This window comes from Microbacterium awajiense (assembly GCF_039536545.1).
GTDB lineage: Bacteria > Actinomycetota > Actinomycetes > Actinomycetales > Microbacteriaceae > Microbacterium > Microbacterium awajiense.
The window spans coordinates 284,908-305,180 of the sequence record NZ_BAAAYU010000001.1 but is presented as its reverse complement, the minus strand read 5'-3'; the positions used below and the strand labels follow the sequence as shown (position 1 = coordinate 305,180).

The window sequence follows — 20,273 nt, the reverse complement described above, 5'->3', positions numbered from 1 at the left end:
TCGTTCGGAGAAGGGGGACAGGGGATGACCGACGGCCAGCCCCCTAGTATAAGTCGCGACGCCCCGACGCCCTTCCCGGGCCCGACTCTCCAAGGAGCCGCCCATGTCCTCCATCGTCGCCGCACCGCCGCGCCGCGTACTCGCCGACCTCGTCGCCCGCCCGTCTTCACGCGCCCGCGCGTTCGCCGTCGACGCCGCGCTCGTGCTGTCGGGAGTCGCTGTGGTCGCCCTGCTCGCCAAGGTGTCGTTCTTCATCGGACCCGTGCCCATCACCGGTCAGACCCTCGGGGTGATCGTGGTCGGCGCCGCCCTCGGAGCCCGTCGCGGCGCGGCGGCGCTCACGACCTACATGCTCGTCGGTCTCGCCGGCCTCCCCGTGTTCGCGGGCCCGGTCGCGGGTCCCGCGTACGTGCTGCTGCCGTCGTTCGGCTTCATTCTCGGCTTCATCCCCGCGGCCTATGTCGCCGGCTGGTTCGCCGAGCGCGCGTGGGATCGCAAGCCCTGGCTCGCGTTCGTCGGCTTCGTGGCGGCATCGGTCATCCCGTTCCTCATCGGCGTGCCCTACGTGGCGCTCATCCTGTCGACCGTGATGGGACAGCAGATCACGGTCGCCTCGATCATGGCCGCCGGGGTCCTGCCCTTCATCATCCCCGGTCTCATCAAGGCCGCCTTCGCCGCGCTCATCGTGCCGGGCGCCTGGCTCGTCGTGCGCGCCGTGGACGCGCGCAAGGACTGAGTCGGGTCGCGGTGTCGACCGTCGCGATCCCGTCCCGCTTCCGAGGGCCGCCGCACAGTGCCAACGGCGGCTGGACGGCGGGCACGCTCGCGGCGGTGTTCGACGGGCCGGTGCAGGTCACGTTGCGGGCGCCGACCCCGCTCGACGTCGACCTGCGACTCGACCGGACCGACTCCGGTGTCGCCCTGCGGCACGACGGCACGCTTCTCGCCGAAGCCGTGGCCGGTCGGCTCGAGGGACGGCCCCCTCTCCCGGTTTCGTGGGACGACGCCGTCGAGGCCTCGACGCGATACGTGGGATTCCACGACCACCCCTACCCCACGTGCTTCGTGTGCGGCACCGATCGCGGCACCGATGCGCTGCGGATCTTTCCCGGTGCCGTAGACGGGCGCGAGGTCGTCGCGGCGCCGTGGACCGCGCCCGCCGACCTGTGCACGGCAGGTCGAGCGCGGATCGAGCTGGTGTGGGCGGCATTGGACTGCCCGTCCTGGTTCGGTCACCTCGCCTTCCACGGCGGCTCGACGCGAATCCTGCTCGGCCGCCTGACAGCGCACGTCGAGGCCCGGCCTGCCGCCGACGAACGCTGCGTCGTGCTCGGGTGGCCGCGTGGCAAGGACGGCCGCAAGATCCGTTCGGGCTCGGCGCTGTACTCCGAGGACGGCCGCCTGCTGGCGTCCGCAGAGGCGCTGTGGATCGAACTGCGCGAGCCCGACGCCACGGGCTGAGTACCGACGCAGAGCCCCGATCCGCGCGGGATCGGGGCTCTGCGCTGGGCGGGATCCGCCGCAGCTAGCGCAGCGCAGCCACCGCCTGCGTGAGCGCGTCGACGTAGGCATCGAGCCCCCACGTCAACGACAGCGCCGTCGGTGGCGACACTGCGGCGATCTGCGCCGGACCGACGACCTGTGCGACGGCACCGGTGGCCACCTGTGGCAGCAGTCGCGCCTGGTCGGACGCGAGGAACTCGTCCATCTGCTCCTGAGTGTCGGCGTAGGCCACCAGGACGTCGCTGGTCAGTCGGTCGAGGTTCTCGTAGCCGACCGTCGTGTAGAACGTGGATTCACCCGAGTCGAGATCGGCGATGCTCGGCGCCGAGACGAATCCGAGGTCCTCGGTGAACTCCACGCGCGGATCGGCCGGCAGATAGAGGTAGAACGTTCCGGCGGTGTCCCACACCTGCGCCACGGTGAGCCCCGCGAACTCGGGGTGCTCCGCCGCGGTGTCCGATACCTGGGCGTCGATGTCGTCGAGCAGCGCGGCGGCCTCATCGGACTTGCCGAGCGCCTGGCCGGTGATCGAGATGACATCGCGCCACGGCGTCGCCCAGGGCTGGTCGGGGTACGCGACGACCGGGATCCCGAGACCGGTGAGCTGGTCGTATTCCTCCTGTGTCAGACCCGAGTAGGGCGCGAGGAACAGATCAGGGTCGGCGGCGGCGATCTCCTGAATGGGCACCTCGCCCGTGGCCGAATCGAGGATCGTCGGCGTCTCGGCGCCCAGCTCCTGGAGCTTCTCGTCGATCCAGGGCAGGACACCGTCTTCGTCGCCGCCATAGGGCTGGGCGGGGATGGCGACCGGTACGACGCCGAGCGCCAGCACGGCATCGGCCGTGCTCCATCCCCAGGTGACCACGCGCTCGGGCGCCGTCTCGATCGTGGCCTCACCGAAGGCGTCGCTGATGGTGACGGGGAATCCCGCCTCCGCGGGAGCGGCCTCGGCGGGATCGGCAGTGGACTCTCCGGCGCAGGCCGTGAGCGCCAACGTGGCGGCGGTCAGCGCGGCGGTCGCGATACCCAGCCGGGTGCGGGATCGTGTCATGGAAGGGTTCCTTTCTTGGGGGGCTATTCCTCGTCGGCGGCCGTGTGGGAGCCGCCGGGCACGGGGATGACGAGGGGGGTGCGGGTGAGCGGGTCGTCGATGACGACGACGTCCAGGTCGAACGCTCGCGCGACCACGTCGGCGGTGAGGACCTCCGACGGCGCGCCGTGCGCGACCACCGCACCCGCTGCCATCACGACGAGGTCGTCGGCATAGCGCGCGGCGAGGTTGAGGTCGTGCAGCACCACGACCACCGTCGTGCCGCGATCGCGATTGAGTCGCACGAGCAGGTCGAGGACGTCGAGTTGGTGCCCGAGGTCGAGGAAGGTCGTCGGTTCGTCGAGCAGCAGGATCCGGGGGTCCTGCGCCAGCGCCATCGCGATCCACGCGCGCTGGCGCTGACCGCCCGAGAGCTCCCCGATCGCGCGGTCGGCGAGCGCGGACATCCCGGTGGACGCGAGGGCGTCGTCCACCGCCCGCTCGTCTTCGGCGGTCCAACGGCCGAGGAGGCCGCGATGGGGGTATCGTCCGCGCGAGACGAGGTCTGCCACCGTGAGGCCGTCGGGCGCGATCGGCTGCTGCGGCAAGATGCCGAGCGTACGGGCGAGTTGACGGCGGGGGATGCCCGAGATGTCGGCGTCGTCGAGCGCGACGCGGCCGGCGAGCGGCGGAGTCAGGCGGGCGAGCGTCGACAGCAGAGTCGATTTGCCGCTCGCGTTGGCTCCGATGATGGCGGTGACGCGGCCGGGGGTCACCGCGAAGTCGAGGTCGGAGATGACGCGCCGGTCGGGATAGCCGGCCGACAGGTGCTGTGCGATCAGGCGCGGGGCGGTCACCAGCGGTGTCCTTTCGATGTGGCGAGGAGCCAGAGCAGATAGGGCGCGCCGACGAGGCCGGTGACGACGCCGACCGGCACGGCGACGCCCGGTATCGCGTACTGGGCGATCAGATCGGACACGAGCAGGATCACGGCGCCGAAGACGCCGCTGACGGCGATGCCGGACGCGCCGCGTCCCAGAAGCGCTCGGGCGATGGGCGGTGCGCACAGGGCGACGAAGCCGACGGGACCGATGAACGCCGTGGATGCCGCTGCGAGCAGCACCGCGACGACCACGACGCCGATCCGCACCGCGACCGGGCGCACGCCCAGACCGCTCGCGAGCGGGTCGCCGAGTTCGACGATCGGCAGCAGCCGTGTCGCCGCCCAGACCGCAGGAGCGACCAGCAGCAGCACGGCTGCGACGACGACGACGTCGGTCCACGGCGTCGCTCCGATGCTTCCGGTGATCCACACCAGCGCCGACTGGGCCTGAGTGACCTGGGCGCGCTTGATGAGGTATCCGATCACCGCAGAGCACAGGAACGCGATCCCGACGCCGGCGAGCACCAGGCGGTAGCCGCCGTCGGCGAGACGCCGGGCGGCGAGCAGCAGCACGGCGGCGACGAGCATGCCTCCGACGAATGCGGATGCCGCCACGGCGGCACCGGACAGCCCGAGGATGAGGGTGGTCCACACGGCCGCGACACTCGCTCCCCCGCTGACTCCGAGCAGGTCCGGACTGGCGAGGGGGTTGCGCAGCAGCGTCTGGAACAGCGCGCCGGCGATACCGAGCGCGAGGCCGCACAGCACCGCCATCGCGGCGCGCGGCAGGCGCACCTGGTTCACGACGAACACATCGATGCGCGATCCGTCGCCGAACAGCGCGCGCACGACCGCCCACGGCTCGAGGGCGTAGTCGCCGACCAGCATCGCGATCGCGAACGCGGCGAGCAGTCCCCCCGTCGCGGCCGCGGTCGCCAGCAGCGATCGCCGGCGGGTGTGAAGGCGGACCTCGGCGACCGCACCGTGCGCGGTCGTGGGCGGGGCGAGGGCGGTCACAGCGCGGCCGTCCGTCGGCGCAGGACGAGGGCGATCAGGACCGGAGCGCCCAGGAAGGCGACGATCATCCCCGCTTCGATTTCGGCCGGCGCGGCGATGACGCGGCCGATCACATCGGCGGACAGCAGCAGTGCGGCGCCGAGGGGCGCGCCCACGGCGAGGATCCACCGGTAGTCGCCGCCGACGAGGGCCCGCACCGCATGCGGCACCAGCAGACCGACGAACACGATGGGTCCGGCGATCGCCGTCGCCGCACCGCACAGCATCACGACGGCGACGATGCCGACAGCACGCGTGCGACCGACGCTGTGCCCGAGGCCGCGTGCGGTGTCATCGCCCAACGCCATCACGTTCAACCCGGGGCTGCTCACGAGCGCGATCGCGATGCCGGCGAGGATCACGGGCGCGAGGGGCAGGGCGACCTCGAGCCCGCGCCCGGTCAGTGACCCCACCGACCAGAACCGGTAGGTGTTGAGTGCCGCCTGATCGGTGGTCAGGACGAACATCGAGATCGATGTGAGACCGGCGGTCAGCGCCGCGCCGGCCAGTGCGAGCTTCGCGGGACTCGCGCCATCACGACCCGCCGTGCCGATGGCGTACACCAGGACGGCGGCACACGCGGCGCCCGCGAATGCGAACCACACGAACCCCGCCGGTTGCGTGACACCGAGCGTCGTGATCGCGATCAGCACCGCGACCGAGGCGCCGGCGTTGACGCCGAGCAGGCCCGGGTCGGCGAGCGGATTGCGGGTGAGACCCTGCATGAGGCCGCCCGCGACGGCCAACGCCGCCCCAGCCAGCACTCCGATGACCGTCCGTGGCAGACGCTGCGTCACCACGACGAGGTGGTCGTTGACGTCGAGGTCGGGGCGCGCCAGCGCCTCGATCACCACCGACGGCGAGATGGGTCGTGCGCCGATCATGAGGCTCAGCACCACGGTGGCGACGAGGACGGCGAGGGCCGCGATCACGAGCGCGGCGCCGCGCACCCCACGGGTCGGCGCCGCGACGACGGCCTCGCTCACTGGCGTTCGGACTGCCCGAGCCGCCAATACCCCATGAAGGCGACGCGGCGACGATCCACACCGCACTCCTGCACGAGATGACGGCGAAGGCCCTTCACCGTCGCAGCCTCTCCGGCGATCCACGCATAGAACTCGCCGTCGCCCTCGTCGGGGCTGTCCCACAGCAGGTCCCGGTCGACGTCCAGGTCCGCAAGGGGCTGCGTGCGCGGCGCCGCCGCGCGGCTCAGGATGTCTCGGTGATCGGCGGTCCAGCCGGCGACGGCCTCGGTGAGTGCGCGACCGTGGGCCGCGGCATCCCGCGCCAGCCAGGTCACGCGCACGTGCGGCGGTACCGCGACGGGCAGGCGATCATCCGCGGTCGGCACCTCGATGAGGGCATCGGCATGCCAGGTATCGTCGAGCGACTCCAGAATGGATGCGATCGCCGGAGCGGCCGTCTCATCGCCGGCGAGCAGCACACGACGGGCGGTGCCGGGATGCCAGTCCAACCCGATCCGAGATTGCTCGCTGCGTTCGTCCGGCCCGACGACGACGAGCTGGTCGCCGACTGCGGCTGCTGCGGCCCACGCGCCCGCCGGTCCGGCGTCGTGGTGCAGGACGAAGTCGATGTCGAGGATGCGGGCGTCGGCGTCGATGCGGCGGACGGTGTACGTGCGCAGCGGATTGCGACGGTCGTCGGCAAGCCCGCGCCAGCGTTCGTACCAGCTGCCGTCGTCGACGACATCGGGATCGGCCTGGCCGAAGTCGCTGATCGTGCCGTCGGGTCCGGGAAGGATGAGCTTGACCCGCTGATCGAGGCCGGCCGTGCCGAAGACGTCGAGGTCGGGACCGGTGAGGCTCACCCGGACGAAGTGCGGAGCGAGCCGACGGACCGCGCTGACGCGTGCGAGGTAGGGACGGTAGGCCGGGCGCACGAGTGTGGGGGTCGAAGAGCTCACCGGGTAAGGCTAGCCTTACCTTCCAACATCCTCAAATCACCGCCGACGCTCAGATCGCCTCCCGGGCGTGGCCGAGCCGCATGCCCGGCACCAGGGCGACCAGCGCGACGACGGTCGTGATCGCGAAGACCGCCGAGAACGCCGCCTGTCCCCCGCCGAGCGCGGTGAAGACCAGGCCCAGGACGGCGATCGAGACAGCCGATCCGAGCGCGTCCGAGATCGAGAGAGCAGACGAGTTGAACCCCTGATTGTGCGGCGTGGAGTACGCGAGGGTGAGCACGGTCAGCCGGGGGTACATGAGACCCATCCCACCGCCGGCGAGCGCCCAGCCGACCACGAGGACCGTCGGGGACAGATGCCACAGCGCCGTGGCGCCGACGGCTGCCGTCGCCGCCGCCAGCTGGGCGACACCGAAGACGGCGATCCGCGTGTTGCCGAGCCGGTCTCCGAATCGCCCCGATACGTCCGCCGCGACCGCCCACATGATGGCGGCGGCCGTCAGCCCCAGCCCCGCCCACGTCGGTGAGAAGGCGAACTCGTCGATCAGCAGGTACGGCACGTAGATCTCGCCGCCGAACAGAGCGGCCGCGATCAGACCGCGCATGAGCACCACGCTCGGCAGGCCGCGCCCGGAGCGCAGCGTCCGGGCGGGCAGCAGCGGCCGGATGGCGAGGATGATCACCGCGACGGAGACGGCGACCGCGATGAGGGCGTAGGCTCCCAGCTCGCCCGCCAGGCTGAGGGCGAGCGCCCCGGCCGCGACCGCGACGGCGAGCGACAGACGCAGTCCGATCCGCGCACGAGACGGATCGTCGGTGCCCAGCGGAAGGCCGTGCAGCCGCAGCACCACCGCCGTGAAGGCCGCGAGGGTGAGCGCCGCGACACCCAGGAACACCCATCGCCAGTGCAGGAACTCCGCCACCGCGCCCGCGAGGACCGGGCCGATCAGCGACGGGACGACCCACGCCGCCGAGAACGCCGCGAACACGCGGCCGTGCATGGCGGGCGGGTAGAAGCGGGCGACGACCACGTACAGTGCCACGGTCTGGCCCCCCGTGCCCAACCCCTGGATGAGACGACCGACCACGAGCACCTCCATGGAGGTGGCGACACCCGCGAGGACGAGTCCGATCACGAACAGCGCGACCGACGTGGTCAGCGGTGCGAGCACGCCGCCGCGGTCGCACCACGCCCCGGCGGCGACCATGCCCACGACGCTGGTCGCGAGCGTGGCCGCGAACGCCACGGCGTACAGTGCGCCGCCGTCGAGGTCGGCGCTGACGACCGGCATCACGGTGGTCACGGCCAGGGCCTGGGTGGCGGCGAGGAAGATCATCGCCACCGCGCCGACCGTCACCCACAGATACGGCCCCCGCCAGACGCTGGTCGGGGGCGCGGAGCCCGCGGTCACGAGACGAGCGCGCCGATGCGCTCGACGGCCTGGCGGAGCACGGCGGGCGCGCAGCCGAAGTTGATGCGCACATGCCCGCGGCCTTCGTCGCCGAACATCGGGCCGTGGTGCAGCGCGACGCGCGCGCGTCGCAGAATCGTCGCGGCCGGATCGTCTCCCCAGCCGTACGCCGTCAAGTCGACCCAGCCGAGGAATCCGGCGTCGGGAACCCGATACCCGGCCTTCGGCAGGTGGCGGGCCAACTCGGATGCCAGCAGGCGGCGGTTCTCGTCGAGAGCGGCGAGTTCGGCGTCGAGCCACGCGTCGCTGTCGGGATGGAAGGCCGCAACCCCGGCGATCGCGCCGATATGACTCGTTCGCCACTGCACCTCATCGGGCAATCCGCGCACGAGGGCCGCAGTGTCGTCGCCGGCGGTGATCATGAACGCGCACTTGAGGCCGGCGAGGTTGAACGCCTTGCTCGCGCTGGTGACCGCATACCCGACGCGCGCCGCCGCGGCCGAGGCATCCAGGAACGGCGTGAACGCGACGTCGGGCTGGGTCAGCGCCGAGTGGATCTCGTCGCTGACGACGGCCGCGCCGAAGCCCGCGGCGAGGTCGGCCAACGCGGCGAGCGACTCTCGCGAGTGCACCGTGCCGGTCGGGTTGTGCGGGTTGCACAGCAGCACCGCGCGTGCGCCCTGCGCGAGAGCGGCTTCGATGCCGGCCAGATCGAGCTCCCAGCCCTCGCCGGTGTCGACGAGCGGTACGCGCTCGGCCACGGCGCCGGCTTCGGCGATCGCGGCGAAGAACGGCGGGTAGACCGGCGGAGTCACGATGACCCGGTCTCCGGGCTCGGTCAGCCGCCGCAGCAGTTCGACGACCCCCATGATGACGTCGCCCGTCGTGCGCACCCGGCCCGGATCCAGTTCCCAGCCGAATCGGCGTTGCGCGAACGCGGCGTATGCGCCGGCGACGCCCGGATCGTTGGTCGAATAGCCGGTGTCGCCACGTTCGATCGCGTGGATGACCTTCTCACGGATCCGGGGGGCGAGCGGGAAGTCCGTCTCGGCGACGAAGAGCGGCAGGACGTCCTCCGGGTACTGCCGCCACTTCACGCTGGTGCGCGTGCGCAACTCATCGATGGGCAGGGCTTCCAACGGGGTGACGCTCACCCGACAGAGCCTATCCGTGCGTGATCCCGATACGCCGCCCGCGGCGGCTGCGCGATCCGCACCCGCGTCGCGTCAGATCGCGAAGCCGAGCGCCCGCATCATGTCGCGACCGTCATCGGTGATCCGCTCCGGACCCCATGGCGGCATCCAAACCCAGTTGATGCGGAACCGATCGACGACCTCGTCCAGCGCCTGCGCGGTCTGCTCCTCGAGCACATCGGTCAGCGGACAGCCGGCCGAGGTGAGGGTCATGTGGATGATGAGTGCGTCGTTCTCGTCGTCCCAGGCCAGGTCGTAGATGAGACCGAGGTCGACGACGTTGATCCCGAGCTCGGGATCCATCACGTCCTTGAGCGCCTCGGTGACCTCGTCGTACTTGTCCGGGCTGAGCGTCACGGTCATGTAACGATTCTACGCGTCCATATCGGCTGCCGTCTCGGCCATCGGCTCGAGATAGCGATCGTAGCCTTCGTCCTCGAGGCGATCGGCGAGTTCGGGGCCGCCCTCCTCGACGATGCGACCGCCGATCATGACGTGGACGAAGTCGGGGTGGATGTACCGCAGGATGCGCGTGTAGTGGGTGATGAGCAGCACACCGAGACCCGTCTTCTCCTTGGCACGGTTGACCCCCTCGGACACGACCTTGAGCGCATCCACATCGAGCCCGGAGTCGGTCTCGTCGAGCACGGCGATGCGCGGTTCGAGGAGCTCGAGCTGCAGGATCTCGTGACGCTTCTTCTCACCGCCCGAGAAACCCTCGTTGACGTTGCGCTGCGCGAACTTCGGGTCCATGCGCAGGTTCTTCATCGATTCGCGGACGTCCTTCATCCAGGTGCGGATCGCCGGAGCCTCGCCGTCGAGCGCCGTCTTGGCCGTGCGCAGGAAGTTGGTCACCGTGACGCCCGGGATCTCGACGGGGTACTGCATCGCGAGGAACAGACCGGCGCGTGCGCGCTCGTCGACCGACATCTCCAGGACGTCCTCGCCATCGAGCGTGATCGAGCCGCTGGTCACCGTGTACTTGGGGTGACCGGCGATCGTGTACGCGAGCGTGGACTTGCCCGAGCCGTTGGGGCCCATGATCGCGTGGGTCTGGCCCGTCGTGATCGTGAGCGTGACGCCGTTGAGGATGGGGGTGGTTCCGGCATCCGTCTCGACCGTCACGTAGAGGTCGCGGATCTCGAGAACAGACATTCAGACTTCCTTCTTCAGGTTCGGGTCGATGAGCACGTCGTCGCCGTCGATCGTCACAGCGAATACGGGGACGGGCTCGTAGGCGGGGAGATTGAGGGGTTGGCCGGTGCGCAGCGAGAACGCCGAGCCGTGGGCCCAGCACTCCAGCGTGTCACCGTCGACGAAACCCTCGGCGAGCGAGATGTCGCCGTGAGTGCACGTGTCGCCGATCGCGTGCACCTCGCCGTCGCCGTCGAGCACGACCGCGATCGCGACGCCGTCCACCTCGACGCGCAGGGCGGTGTCCTGTTCGAGGTCGCTCAGCGCGCAGACTCGGGTCGCGGTCATGCCGCGGCCCCCGCGGCCAGCTCCCGCTCGATGGCGTCGATCAGCTGCGCCTCGAGCTCGGGAACGCCGATGCGCTGCACGATCTCGGTGAGGAAGCCCAGCACGACCAGGCGGCGCGCCTCGTCTTCGGCGATGCCGCGGGCCTGCAGGTAGAACAGCTGCTCATCGTCGAAGCGGCCGGTGGCACTGGCGTGGCCGGCCCCGATGATGTCGCCGGTCTCGATCTCGAGGTTCGGGATCGAATCGGCGCGCGCGCCGTCGGTGAGCACCAGGTTGCGGTTGGCCTCGTACGAATCGGTGCCGACGGCATCCGATCCGATCAGCACATCGCCGATCCACACGCTGCGGGCGCTCTCACCCTGCAGCGCGCCCTTGTAGAGCACGTCCGCGGTCGTGTGCGGTCCCTTGTGGTGCACGTACACCTGGCTCTCGAAGTGCTGCCCCGAATCGGCGAACGTCAGTCCGTACATCCGACCCTGCGAACCGGCTCCCGCCAGCTCGACGGACGGGTTCACCCGCACGACCGAGCCGCCGAAGGTCACCACGAAGTGCGTGAGCGAGGCATCCCGGTCGACGCGGGCCTGATGGGCGGCGACGTGGACGGCGTCGTCGTCCCACCGCTGAAGCGAGACCACGGTGAGGCGGGCGCCGTCGCGCACGACGATCTCGACGTTCTGCGCGTACGCGGCCGAGCCGCTGTGGTCGAGGATGACCGTCGCCTGCGAGTGGGGCAGCGCCTCGACGATGACGTGGGCGTTCGCGTGGCGATCGGCCCCCTGTCCGATGATCGGCACGACGATCGGGTCGTCGCGCTCTTCGTCGGCGGCGATCCGCACGTGGAGGGCGTTCGCACAGCGCTTCCACGCGATCGCGCCGGCCACGTCCTCGGGTTCGAACACCTCGCCGCGCACGGCCGCCTCGTGGCCGGTGGACTCGACGAGGTGATCGGCGATCTCGTCGACGTCGTAGCGGACGCCGAGATCGTCACCGGTCTCGGTGTCGACGTCGTCGAAGACCGGCCGGATGCGGTCGATCGGGGTGTGCTTCCAATTGACCTCGCGACCGGTCGGCGCCCCGAAGTCGGCGGGGTCGTACGACCGCGGACGATCCGAGCGCGTCTGCACCGGCACGAAGGCACCTGCCCCGTCGGAGTGCGGCCGAGAACCCGGCACCGTCGCGGGTGCCTGCGTCGTGGTCGTCATCTAGCCGACCGATCCTTCCATGCCCATCTCGATGAGCTTGTTGAGTTCCATCGCGTATTCCATGGGCAGCTCGCGCGCGATCGGCTCGATGAAGCCGCGCACGATCATCGCCATCGCCTCGTCCTCGGCCATGCCGCGGGACTGCAGATAGAACAGCTGCTCCTCGCTGACCTTCGAGACCGTCGCCTCGTGGCCCAGCTGCACGTCGTCGACACGGATGTCGATGGCCGGGTAGGTGTCGGACCTCGAGATCGTGTCGACCAGCAGCGCGTCGCAGCGCACCGTGTTCGCGGAGTGGTGGGCGTTGGCATCCACCCTCACCTCGCCGCGGTAGCCGGCGCGCCCGCCGCCGCGCGCGATCGACTTCGAGACGATCGACGACTGGGTGTACGGCGCCATGTGGATCATCTTGGCGCCCGCGTCCTGGTGCTGTCCGGGCCCGGCGAACGCGACCGAGAGCGTCTCGCCCTTGGCCCGCTCCCCCACGAGGAAGATCGAGGGGTACTTCATCGTCACCTTGGAGCCGATGTTGCCGTCGACCCACTCCATGGTGGCCCCCTCGTGCGCGATCGCACGCTTGGTCACCAGGTTGTAGACGTTGTTGGACCAGTTCTGGATCGTCGTGTACCGCACCCGGGCGTTCTTCTTGACGATGATCTCCACCACGGCGGAGTGCAGCGAGTCGCTCTTGTAGATCGGGGCGGTGCAGCCTTCGATGTAGTGGACGTAGGAGCCCTCGTCGGCGATGATCAGCGTCCGCTCGAACTGGCCCATGTTCTCGGTGTTGATGCGGAAGTAGGCCTGCAGCGGGATCTCGACGTGCACGCCGGGCGGCACGTACACGAAGGAGCCGCCCGACCACACGGCCGTGTTGAGCGCGGCGAACTTGTTGTCGCCTGCGGGGATGACGGTGCCGAAGTACTCCTCGAAGAACTCGGGGTGCTCACGCAGCGCGGTGTCGGTGTCCATGAAGATCACGCCCTGCGCTTCGAGCTCTTCCTGGATCTGGTGGTAGACGACCTCGGACTCGTACTGCGCGGCGACGCCGGCGACCAGGCGCGCACGCTCGGCCTCGGGGATGCCCAACCGCTCATACGTGTTCTTGATGTCTTCGGGGAGGTCCTCCCACGACTGCGCCTGCTTCTCGGTGGAGCGCACGAAGTACTTGATGTTGTCGAAGTCGATGGCGCTGAGGTCGGCCCCCCACGTCGGCATCGGCTTGCGGCCGAACAGCTGGTGGCCCTTGAGCCGCGTCTTCAGCATCCATTCGGGTTCGGCCTTGAGCGCGGAGATGTCGCGGACGACCGCTTCACTCAGACCGCGGCGCGCACTGGCACCGGCGGCGTCGGGATCGTGCCAGCCGAACTCGTAGACACCGAGCCCTTCGAGCTCCGGACGGTCGATGAGCACATCGGACATGGTCACTTCCTCCTCCGGACCCGACGGTGTCATCCGCTCCGGCATTCATGCTCCTCCGGTGGAGTTACCGGAGGGAGATGCCGCTGGTGGGTCCTCTTCGTTCGGCGCCGACCTTCGCGCCTAGACTGTCAATCGTGCGCGGTGCCCAGGGCCCCCGCATCCGACCCTACGATTCTACAGGTTCCGCCCCCACACGGCTCACCCGCGTACCGCGGCCGGGGCGCGCGGCACCCATCAGGAGACCGATCCGCCATGTCCGCAGACACCCCCGTCCGGAGCGCCCCCACCGGGCTTCGCCGAGTATGGGAATGGCTGCCCGGCCGGGTCGATCGCCGAGTCGTCGCGGCGGCATGGGCGACCCTCGTCGTGCAGATCGGCATCGTGGGCACGGGGGGCCTGGTGCGCCTCACCGGCTCGGGGCTCGGCTGCCCGACCTGGCCGCAGTGCACCGAGGATTCGTTCGTCGCCACGCCCGAGATGGGCATCCACGGGGTGATCGAGTTCGGCAACCGGCTGCTGACGTTCGTGCTCGTCGCGGTGGCGATCGTCACGTTCCTGTTCGTCGTGCGGATGCGCCGCGAGCGCCGCGACCTGTTCTGGCTGGCGCTCGTGATCGGCCTGTACGTGCCGCTGCAGGCGATCATCGGCGGCATCACCGTGCTCACCAACCTCAACCCCTACGTCGTCGGGCTGCACTACTTCGCCTCGGTGGTCCTCGTCGCGCTCGCGACGGCCCTCGTCGTGCGCGTGTACAGCGAGCCCGGCCCGCGAACCCCGCTGGTCCCCCGCTGGTTCGCGGCGACGGCGTACGCCACGGCCGTGCTGGTGGTGGTCACGGTGGTCGTGGGCATCCTCGTGACCGGTTCCGGTCCGCACGCCGGTGACGGCGGCGCCGCGCGCAACGGGCTGAACCCCGAGATGATGCAGCACCTGCACGCGTGGCCCGCCTACGCGCTGTTCGCACTGACCGTGGTGCTCTTCGCCGCGTCGTTCCGGATGCCGGCACGTCTGCCGCAGTGGACGGGGCTGCTTCTCGGCGCCGAAGTGCTGCAGATCGTGGTGGGCCTCTGGCAGGCCCGGGCCGGCCTTCCGATCGTCCTCGTCAACATCCACATGGTGCTGGCGGTCATGCTGGTCGCGGCGATGACCGCCGTCCTCATGCACCTCACCGCGCCGGTGCGCGCGCCCGTGCGGGCCGCCGTCGGCGTGGCATCCGTCTAGCGGCGGAGCCGACGGCGCAGCGGGAACGGGTCAGAACGGCAGGAGCGGGTCGACGGCGATCGCCACGAACAGCAGCGTCAGGTACGTGATGGATGCGTGGAACACGCGCATCGGCCGCGGTTCGGTGCCGCGCACCGCCCGGTTGTACAGGCGGTGCGACTCGTAGATGAACCAGCCGCCGAAGACGAGCGCCGACACCGTGTAGACCAGCCCCATGCCGGCGACCGGAACGAGCAGCAGCGAACACGCGACGGTGGCCCACGCGTAGAGGATGACCTGCAGGCCGACCTGCGAGCCGTTGCGGGTCGCACCCAGCATCGGCACCTCGACGCGGCCGTACTGCTCGCGGTACTTCATCGACAGCGGCCAGTAGTGCGGCGGGGTCCACAGGAAAACGAGCGTGAACAGGATCACCGGCGGCCACGCGAGCGAGCCGGTCACGGCCGTCCAGCCGATGAGGACCGGGAAGCAGCCTGCGATGCCGCCCCACACGATGTTCTGCTCGGTGCGGCGCTTGAGGATCATCGTGTAGATCACGACGTAGAAGAAGATCGCCCCGGCCGACAGCACCGCCGCCAGCCAATTGGTCGTGAGCCACAGCCACACGGTCGAGACGACCGCGAGCGTCCACGCGAAGATCAGAGCGCCCCGCGGCGAGACCTCGCCCGTCACGAGCGGGCGGTTCTCGGTGCGCTGCATGTGCGCATCGATGTCGCGATCGAGGTACATGTTGAACGCGGCCGCCGAGCCGGCGCTCATCGATCCGCCGATCACGGTGGCCAGCACGAGCCAGAGGCTGGGGAACCCGCCCTGCGCCAGGATCATCACCGGCACCGTGGTCACCAGCAGCAGCTCGAGCACGCGCGGCTTCGTCAGCGCGATGTAGGCGCGGACGGTGCGACCGAACGATTGCCGGGCGGCGGGTGCGCCGATCGCCGACGTCGTCGTGATGTCCATCGCCCCCGCATTCCCAAGAAGTCGTGTTCAGTCTATGACATGGCACGCGCAAGGCCCCCCTCGGGCGGGTGGCCCTTCGCTATGCTGAAATCACGCGCGCCCAGCGCCGGCTGCCTGTGTCGCGGTCCGTGCGAAATCGTCGGGCGCTCCCCTGAGACGGAAGGCGGTCCGGTGTCGGAACTGCGTTGGGATGAGATCGATCGGCGCGCAGTGGACACTGTCCGCGTGCTCGCTGCGGATGCGGTCGAGAAGGTGGGCAACGGCCACCCGGGCACCGCGATGAGCCTGGCGCCGGCGGCGTACCTGCTGTACCAGAAGGTGATGCGTCACGACCCGAGCGATGTGCACTGGCCGGGCCGTGACCGGTTCATCCTGTCGGCGGGGCACTCGTCGCTGACGCAGTACATCCAGCTGTATCTGGGTGGGTTCGGCCTCGAACTGGAGGATCTGAAGTCGCTGCGCACGTGGGGCTCGCTGACCCCCGGGCACCCGGAGTACGGGCACACCGACGGCGTGGAGATCACGACCGGCCCGCTCGGTCAGGGGCTCGCCTCGTCGGTCGGCTTCGCCTATGCGGCGCGGTACGAGCGCGGTCTGTTCGATCCGGATGCCGCGCCGGGCGAATCGCCGTTCGACCACCGCATCTTCGTGATCGCCTCCGACGGCGACCTGCAGGAGGGCATCACGAGCGAGGCGTCGAGCCTGGCCGGCCATCAGGAGCTGGGCAACCTCGTCGTGATCTACGACGCGAACCAGATCTCGATCGAGGACGACACCGATGTGGCGTTCACGGAAGACGTCGCCCAGCGCTACGAGGCGTACGGCTGGCACGTGCAGACGGTGGACTGGAAGAAGTCCGGCGAGTACGTCGAGGATGTCGCCGAACTGCACGCCGCGGTCGACGCGGCGACCGCCGAGACCTCGAAGCCGTCGATCATCATCCTCAAGACGATCATCGGATGGCCCGCACCCCACAAGCAGAACACGGGCGCGATCCACGGATCCAAGCTCGGCGCCGACGAGCTGCGCGCGACGAAGGAGGTGCTCGGCTGGGATCCGGACGAGACGTTCGTGGTGCCCGACGGCGTGCTCGAGCACACCCGTGGCCTGCGTGAGCGGGGTGCGGCCGCGCGCGCGCAATGGCAGGAGCGGTTCGATGCCTGGGCGGCGGCGAACCCGGAGCGCAAGGCGCTGTGGGACCGCGTGAGCGCCCACGAGCTGCCGGGCGACCTCGCCGACGCGCTGCCGGTGTTCGAAGCGGGCGCCGAGGTGTCGACCCGCGCCGCGTCGGGGAAGGTCATCAACGCCCTCGCCGCGCAGCTTCCCGAGCTGTGGGGCGGGTCGGCGGATCTGGCCGAGTCGAACCTGACGACCATCAAGGACGCGAAGAGCTTCATCCCCACCGAGTGGTCCACCCATGAATGGTCGGGCGATCCGTACGGCCGGGTGCTGCACTTCGGCATCCGCGAGCACGCGATGGGCGCGATCATCAACGGCATCGTGCTGCACGGCCCCACCCGCGCGTTCGGCGGCACGTTCCTGATCTTCAGCGACTACATGCGCCCCGCCGTCCGGCTGGCGGCGCTCATGGACATCCCCTCGATCTACGTGTGGACCCATGACAGCGTCGCGCTCGGTGAAGACGGCCCCACCCACCAGCCGATCGAGCAGCTGCCCAGTCTGCGGCTGATCCCCAACATGACGGTGGTGCGTCCCGGCGACGCGAACGAGACCGCGCATGCGTGGCTCGAGATCCTCCGCCGCCGCGGCGGCCCGGTCGGCATCGCGCTGACCCGGCAGAACCTGCCCGTGTTCGAGCGCGGCGACGGCGAGGCATCCGGTGACACGCTCGCCTCCGCCGCCGGCACGGCACGTGGTGCGTACGTCCTCGCCGAGGCCGCCGGCGGCACGCCCGACGTGATCCTCATCGCCACCGGCTCCGAGGTGCAGCTCGCCCTCGCCGCCCGTGATGCGCTCGCCGCCGACGGCATCGGTGCGCGCGTGGTGTCCGCCCCGTCGCTCGAATGGTTCGCCGAGCAGGACGACAGCTATCGCGAGAGCGTGCTGCCCGCTGCCGTTACCGCCCGCGTATCGGTCGAAGCCGCCGCCACCGGGCTGTGGCGGGGCGTCGTCGGAGACCGCGGCCGCACCGTCGGCATCGACCACTTCGGCGCGTCGGCCGATTACAAGACCCTGTTTGAGAAGTTCGGCATCACCGCCGACGCCGTCGTCCAGGCGGCCCGCGAGACCCTCGAGGAGAACGCATGACCACCCCCACCGCACGCCTGGTCGAGGAGGGCGTGAGCATCTGGCTGGACGACCTCTCGCGTCAGCGCATCATGACCGGCAACCTGGCCGATCTCGTCGTCACCCGCAACATCAGCGGAGTGACCACCAACCCCACGATCTTCGCCGGCGCCCTCTCGCAGGGAGAGTCCTACCTCACCCAGGTGGGTGCCCTCGCCGCCGACGGCGCCGACGTCGACCGGGCGATCTTCGAGATCACCACCGACGACGTGCGCGCCGCCGCGGATGTGCTGCGTCCCGTGTTCGACGCGACGAACGGTGTGGACGGGCGCGTGTCGATCGAGGTCTCCCCCGACCTCGCCCACGACACCGATGCGACCATCGCCGAAGCCCACAAGCTGTGGGAGCGCGTCGACCGCCCCAACGTGCTCATCAAGATCCCCGCCACCAAGGCCGGCCTTCCCGCCATCACCGAGGTCATCGGCGTCGGGATCAGCGTGAACGTGACCCTCATCTTCAGCCTCGAGCGGTACGGCGAGGTCATCGACGCATATCTCGCCGGCGTCGAGAAGGCCCAGGCGGCCGGCGTCGACATCAGCGGCATCCAGTCCGTCGCGTCGTTCTTCGTCTCACGCGTCGACTCCGAAGTCGACAAGCGTCTCGGGGGCTCGGACGCCGCCGCGGACCTCAAGGGCAAAGCCGGGATCGCCAACGCGCGCCTCGCGTACGAGCTGTTCGAGCAGAAGTTCGCCGACGAGCGCGCGAGGTCTCTCGTCACCGCCGGCGCGACCGTGCAGCGGCCGCTGTGGGCCTCGACCGGTGTGAAGGACCCCGCCTACCCCGACACGATGTACGTCACCGAACTGGTCGCGCCCGGCACCGTCAACACCATGCCCGAGAAGACGCTCGACGCCACGTTCGACCACGGCGACGTCACCGGCGACACCGTCACCGGCAACTACGCCGACGCGCACGCCGTGTTCGACCGCCTCGCCGACGCCGGCATCGACTTCGCCGACGTCACCCAGCTGCTCGAGGACGAAGGCGTCGACAAGTTCATCGTCTCGTGGCACGAGCTGCAGGACACCGTCCGCACCGCGCTGGACGAGGCTCCTCGATGAGCTTCGACCTGCACCTCACCGGCCACGTCAAGTCAGTCGTCCACGAGACTCTTCCGGGCCTGGTCGCCGACCTGGTGGCATCCGGCATCACCGCCGCGGACCCGAGCCTGTGGGGACCCGCCGCCGAAGACGAGGCTGCGCGCCGGCTCGGATGGGTGCAGGCGGTCAGCGTGTCGCGTCCGCTCGTCGCCGAGGTCGAGCAGTTGCGCGCCCAGCTCACCGAGCGGGGCGTGACGCGGGTCGTGCTCGCGGGCATGGGCGGTTCTTCGCTCGCGCCCGAGGTGATCGCACAGACAGCCGGTGTGCCGTTGGTCGTGCTCGACTCGACCGCTCCCGGCCAGGTGCTCGCCGCAATCGACGGCGATCCCGAGGCCGGCGGTCTCGAGCGCACGGCGCTGGTCGTGTCGTCGAAGTCGGGTTCGACGGTCGAGACGGATGCGGCCCGTCGAGCCTTCGAGGCGGCCTTCCGCGACGTCGGCATCGACCCCGCCGAGCGCATCGTGGTCGTGACCGACCCGGGTTCGCCGCTGGAGGCATCGGCCCGCGAAGCCGGATACCGGGTGTTCACCGCCGATCCCACGGTCGGCGGTCGCTACTCGGCGCTCACGGCGTTCGGCCTGGTGCCCGCCGGACTCGCCGGCGCCGACATCGGCGAGCTGCTCGACGAAGCGGATGCCACGCTTCTGGAAGTCGCCGTCGACACTCCCGAGAACCCCGCGCTCGTGTTGGCCGCGGCGATCGCCGGCGGCGACCCGCGTCGCGACAAGCTCGGACTGGTCACCGACGGCACCCACATCGTGGGACTGCCCGACTGGATCGAGCAGCTGATCGCGGAGTCGACCGGCAAGGACGGCACCGGCATCCTGCCCGTCGTGCTGCTGCCGGTCTCACCCGAGCTCGAGACGAAGCCCGCCGATCTCCAGATCGTGCGGCTGGTGGATGAGGCCAACGAGTTCCACCTGTTCGAGCATCACGCCGGCGAGGTGCTGGTGAGCGGCTCCCTCGGCGCTCAGTTCGTGGTGTGGGAGTACGCCACCGCGATCGCCGGTCGGATGTTGGGGATCAACCCCTTCGACCAGCCCGACGTCGAGTCGGCCAAACAGGCCACGCGCGGTCTGCTCGAGGCATCGCCCGAGCCGGTGCCCGCCGCTTTCGACGCCGACGGCGTGCAGGTGCGCGTCTCGGATCCGTCGCTCGCCGAGTCGCGCTCGGTGGCCGGGGTGCTCGACGCGCTGTGGAGTCGTATTCCGGACGGCGGATACGTCGCCATCCAGGCCTACGTGGACCGTCTCGCCCTCCCCCAGCTCGCCGGTCTGCGAGAACTCGTCGCCGCCGACTCGGGCCGCCCCACCACGTTCGGCTGGGGTCCTCGTTTTCTGCACTCCACAGGTCAGTACCACAAGGGCGGCCCCGCTGTCGGCGTCTTCCTGCAGATCGTCGAGGACACGGACGTGGACCTCGAGATCCCCGGGCGGCCGTTCACGTTCGGCACGCTCATCCGTGCCCAGGCAGCCGGGGACGCGTCGGTGCTCGCCGCGCATGGCCGGCCCGTCGTCACCTTGACCCTCACCGACGCGCGCGCCGACGTGCTGTCCCTCTTCGAAGCCGCCCAATAGGAGCATCC

19 protein-coding genes are annotated in these 20,273 nt (G+C 70.1%); 6 read left to right on the top strand and 13 right to left on the bottom strand.

The features are described 5' to 3' along the window. Window positions 1-103: 103 nt before the first annotated feature. Window positions 104-736, top strand: a complete 633-nt coding sequence (locus ABD663_RS01500; protein WP_344736077.1) for a biotin transporter BioY — start codon at window positions 104-106, stop codon at window positions 734-736. A gap of 11 nt (window positions 737-747) precedes the next feature. Further along, the gene (locus ABD663_RS01495; RefSeq protein ID WP_344736076.1) at window positions 748-1,461 is read left to right on the top strand and encodes a hypothetical protein; all 714 of its coding nucleotides are present in this window, start codon (window positions 748-750) and stop codon (window positions 1,459-1,461) included. A 64-nt stretch (window positions 1,462-1,525) separates the two neighbouring features. Here ABD663_RS01495 and ABD663_RS01490 read toward each other — a convergent pair whose 3' ends face one another. From ABD663_RS01490 to sufB, 12 genes are all read right to left on the bottom strand, one after another. Then, complete coding sequence (locus tag ABD663_RS01490; protein ID WP_344736075.1) at window positions 1,526-2,554, bottom strand: ABC transporter substrate-binding protein; 1,029 nt, start codon at window positions 2,552-2,554, stop codon at window positions 1,526-1,528. A 23-nt stretch (window positions 2,555-2,577) separates the two neighbouring features. Further along, window positions 2,578-3,393: an ABC transporter ATP-binding protein gene (locus ABD663_RS01485; RefSeq protein WP_425561760.1), complete on the bottom strand. Its 816-nt coding sequence runs from the start codon at window positions 3,391-3,393 to the stop codon at window positions 2,578-2,580. After that, window positions 3,387-4,433 carry a FecCD family ABC transporter permease gene (locus ABD663_RS01480; protein WP_344736073.1) on the bottom strand — a complete coding sequence of 349 codons (1,047 nt, stop codon included), beginning with the start codon at window positions 4,431-4,433 and terminating at the stop codon, window positions 3,387-3,389. The genes ABD663_RS01485 and ABD663_RS01480 overlap by 7 nt, the downstream gene beginning before the upstream one ends. Then, window positions 4,430-5,458 (bottom strand): FecCD family ABC transporter permease, encoded by a 1,029-nt coding sequence (locus ABD663_RS01475; protein WP_344736072.1) that lies wholly within the window; start codon window positions 5,456-5,458, stop codon window positions 4,430-4,432. Before ABD663_RS01475 ends, ABD663_RS01480 begins: the two co-directional genes overlap by 4 nt. Beyond that, entirely contained in the window at window positions 5,455-6,396 is a 942-nt protein-coding gene (locus ABD663_RS01470; RefSeq protein WP_344736071.1) for a siderophore-interacting protein, read from the bottom strand. The genes ABD663_RS01475 and ABD663_RS01470 overlap by 4 nt, the downstream gene beginning before the upstream one ends. 49 nt (window positions 6,397-6,445) lie before the next feature. Further along, window positions 6,446-7,807: an MFS transporter gene (locus tag ABD663_RS01465; protein WP_344736070.1), complete on the bottom strand. Its 1,362-nt coding sequence runs from the start codon at window positions 7,805-7,807 to the stop codon at window positions 6,446-6,448. Next, window positions 7,804-8,961 carry a MalY/PatB family protein gene (locus ABD663_RS01460; protein ID WP_344736069.1) on the bottom strand — a complete coding sequence of 386 codons (1,158 nt, stop codon included), beginning with the start codon at window positions 8,959-8,961 and terminating at the stop codon, window positions 7,804-7,806. Before ABD663_RS01460 ends, ABD663_RS01465 begins: the two co-directional genes overlap by 4 nt. Window positions 8,962-9,033: 72 nt before the next feature. Beyond that, window positions 9,034-9,363: a metal-sulfur cluster assembly factor gene (locus ABD663_RS01455; protein WP_344736068.1), complete on the bottom strand. Its 330-nt coding sequence runs from the start codon at window positions 9,361-9,363 to the stop codon at window positions 9,034-9,036. Between the two features lie 9 nt (window positions 9,364-9,372). Continuing rightward, window positions 9,373-10,155 carry a Fe-S cluster assembly ATPase SufC gene (gene sufC / locus ABD663_RS01450; RefSeq protein ID WP_344736067.1) on the bottom strand — a complete coding sequence of 261 codons (783 nt, stop codon included), beginning with the start codon at window positions 10,153-10,155 and terminating at the stop codon, window positions 9,373-9,375. Then, complete coding sequence (locus tag ABD663_RS01445; protein ID WP_344736066.1) at window positions 10,156-10,482, bottom strand: non-heme iron oxygenase ferredoxin subunit; 327 nt, start codon at window positions 10,480-10,482, stop codon at window positions 10,156-10,158. Then, the gene (gene sufD / locus ABD663_RS01440; RefSeq protein WP_344736064.1) at window positions 10,479-11,684 is read right to left on the bottom strand and encodes a Fe-S cluster assembly protein SufD; all 1,206 of its coding nucleotides are present in this window, start codon (window positions 11,682-11,684) and stop codon (window positions 10,479-10,481) included. The genes ABD663_RS01445 and sufD overlap by 4 nt, the downstream gene beginning before the upstream one ends. Then, window positions 11,685-13,103, bottom strand: a complete 1,419-nt coding sequence (sufB, locus tag ABD663_RS01435; protein ID WP_344736063.1) for a Fe-S cluster assembly protein SufB — start codon at window positions 13,101-13,103, stop codon at window positions 11,685-11,687. It abuts the gene before it with no gap. Between the two features lie 252 nt (window positions 13,104-13,355). Between sufB and ABD663_RS01430 the strand changes: the two genes are divergently transcribed. Further along, window positions 13,356-14,324, top strand: coding sequence for a COX15/CtaA family protein (locus ABD663_RS01430; RefSeq protein WP_344736062.1), 969 nt, complete (start codon window positions 13,356-13,358; stop codon window positions 14,322-14,324). Window positions 14,325-14,354: 30 nt separating this feature from the next. On the opposite strand, the gene ABD663_RS01425 is transcribed toward ABD663_RS01430, so the two are convergent. Then, window positions 14,355-15,281: a heme o synthase gene (locus ABD663_RS01425; protein ID WP_344736061.1), complete on the bottom strand. Its 927-nt coding sequence runs from the start codon at window positions 15,279-15,281 to the stop codon at window positions 14,355-14,357. Between the two features lie 171 nt (window positions 15,282-15,452). Between ABD663_RS01425 and tkt the strand changes: the two genes are divergently transcribed. From tkt to ABD663_RS01410, 3 genes are read left to right on the top strand one after another with little or no spacing between them, the layout of a single operon-like run. Further along, complete coding sequence (tkt, locus tag ABD663_RS01420; protein WP_344736060.1) at window positions 15,453-17,549, top strand: transketolase; 2,097 nt, start codon at window positions 15,453-15,455, stop codon at window positions 17,547-17,549. Beyond that, complete coding sequence (gene tal, locus ABD663_RS01415; RefSeq protein ID WP_344736059.1) at window positions 17,546-18,649, top strand: transaldolase; 1,104 nt, start codon at window positions 17,546-17,548, stop codon at window positions 18,647-18,649. Before tkt ends, tal begins: the two co-directional genes overlap by 4 nt. After that, the gene (locus tag ABD663_RS01410; RefSeq protein ID WP_344736058.1) at window positions 18,646-20,265 is read left to right on the top strand and encodes a glucose-6-phosphate isomerase; all 1,620 of its coding nucleotides are present in this window, start codon (window positions 18,646-18,648) and stop codon (window positions 20,263-20,265) included. Before tal ends, ABD663_RS01410 begins: the two co-directional genes overlap by 4 nt. The last annotated feature ends 8 nt before the right edge of the window (window positions 20,266-20,273 follow it).

What these genes read in the sequence shown, in the direction of transcription:
- ABD663_RS01500 (WP_344736077.1), top strand. Translation starts at nt 104, where the DNA reads ATGTCCTCCATCGTCGCCGCACCGCCGCGCCGCGTACTCGCCGACCTC.
- ABD663_RS01490 (WP_344736075.1), bottom strand. Translation starts at nt 2,554, where the DNA reads ATGACACGATCCCGCACCCGGCTGGGTATCGCGACCGCCGCGCTGACC.
- ABD663_RS01455 (WP_344736068.1), bottom strand. Translation starts at nt 9,363, where the DNA reads ATGACCGTGACGCTCAGCCCGGACAAGTACGACGAGGTCACCGAGGCG.
- sufC (WP_344736067.1), bottom strand. Translation starts at nt 10,155, where the DNA reads ATGTCTGTTCTCGAGATCCGCGACCTCTACGTGACGGTCGAGACGGAT.
- ABD663_RS01445 (WP_344736066.1), bottom strand. Translation starts at nt 10,482, where the DNA reads ATGACCGCGACCCGAGTCTGCGCGCTGAGCGACCTCGAACAGGACACC.
- sufD (WP_344736064.1), bottom strand. Translation starts at nt 11,684, where the DNA reads ATGACGACCACGACGCAGGCACCCGCGACGGTGCCGGGTTCTCGGCCG.
- sufB (WP_344736063.1), bottom strand. Translation starts at nt 13,103, where the DNA reads ATGTCCGATGTGCTCATCGACCGTCCGGAGCTCGAAGGGCTCGGTGTC.
- ABD663_RS01430 (WP_344736062.1), top strand. Translation starts at nt 13,356, where the DNA reads ATGTCCGCAGACACCCCCGTCCGGAGCGCCCCCACCGGGCTTCGCCGA.
- ABD663_RS01425 (WP_344736061.1), bottom strand. Translation starts at nt 15,281, where the DNA reads ATGGACATCACGACGACGTCGGCGATCGGCGCACCCGCCGCCCGGCAA.
- tal (WP_344736059.1), top strand. Translation starts at nt 17,546, where the DNA reads ATGACCACCCCCACCGCACGCCTGGTCGAGGAGGGCGTGAGCATCTGG.
- ABD663_RS01410 (WP_344736058.1), top strand. Translation starts at nt 18,646, where the DNA reads ATGAGCTTCGACCTGCACCTCACCGGCCACGTCAAGTCAGTCGTCCAC.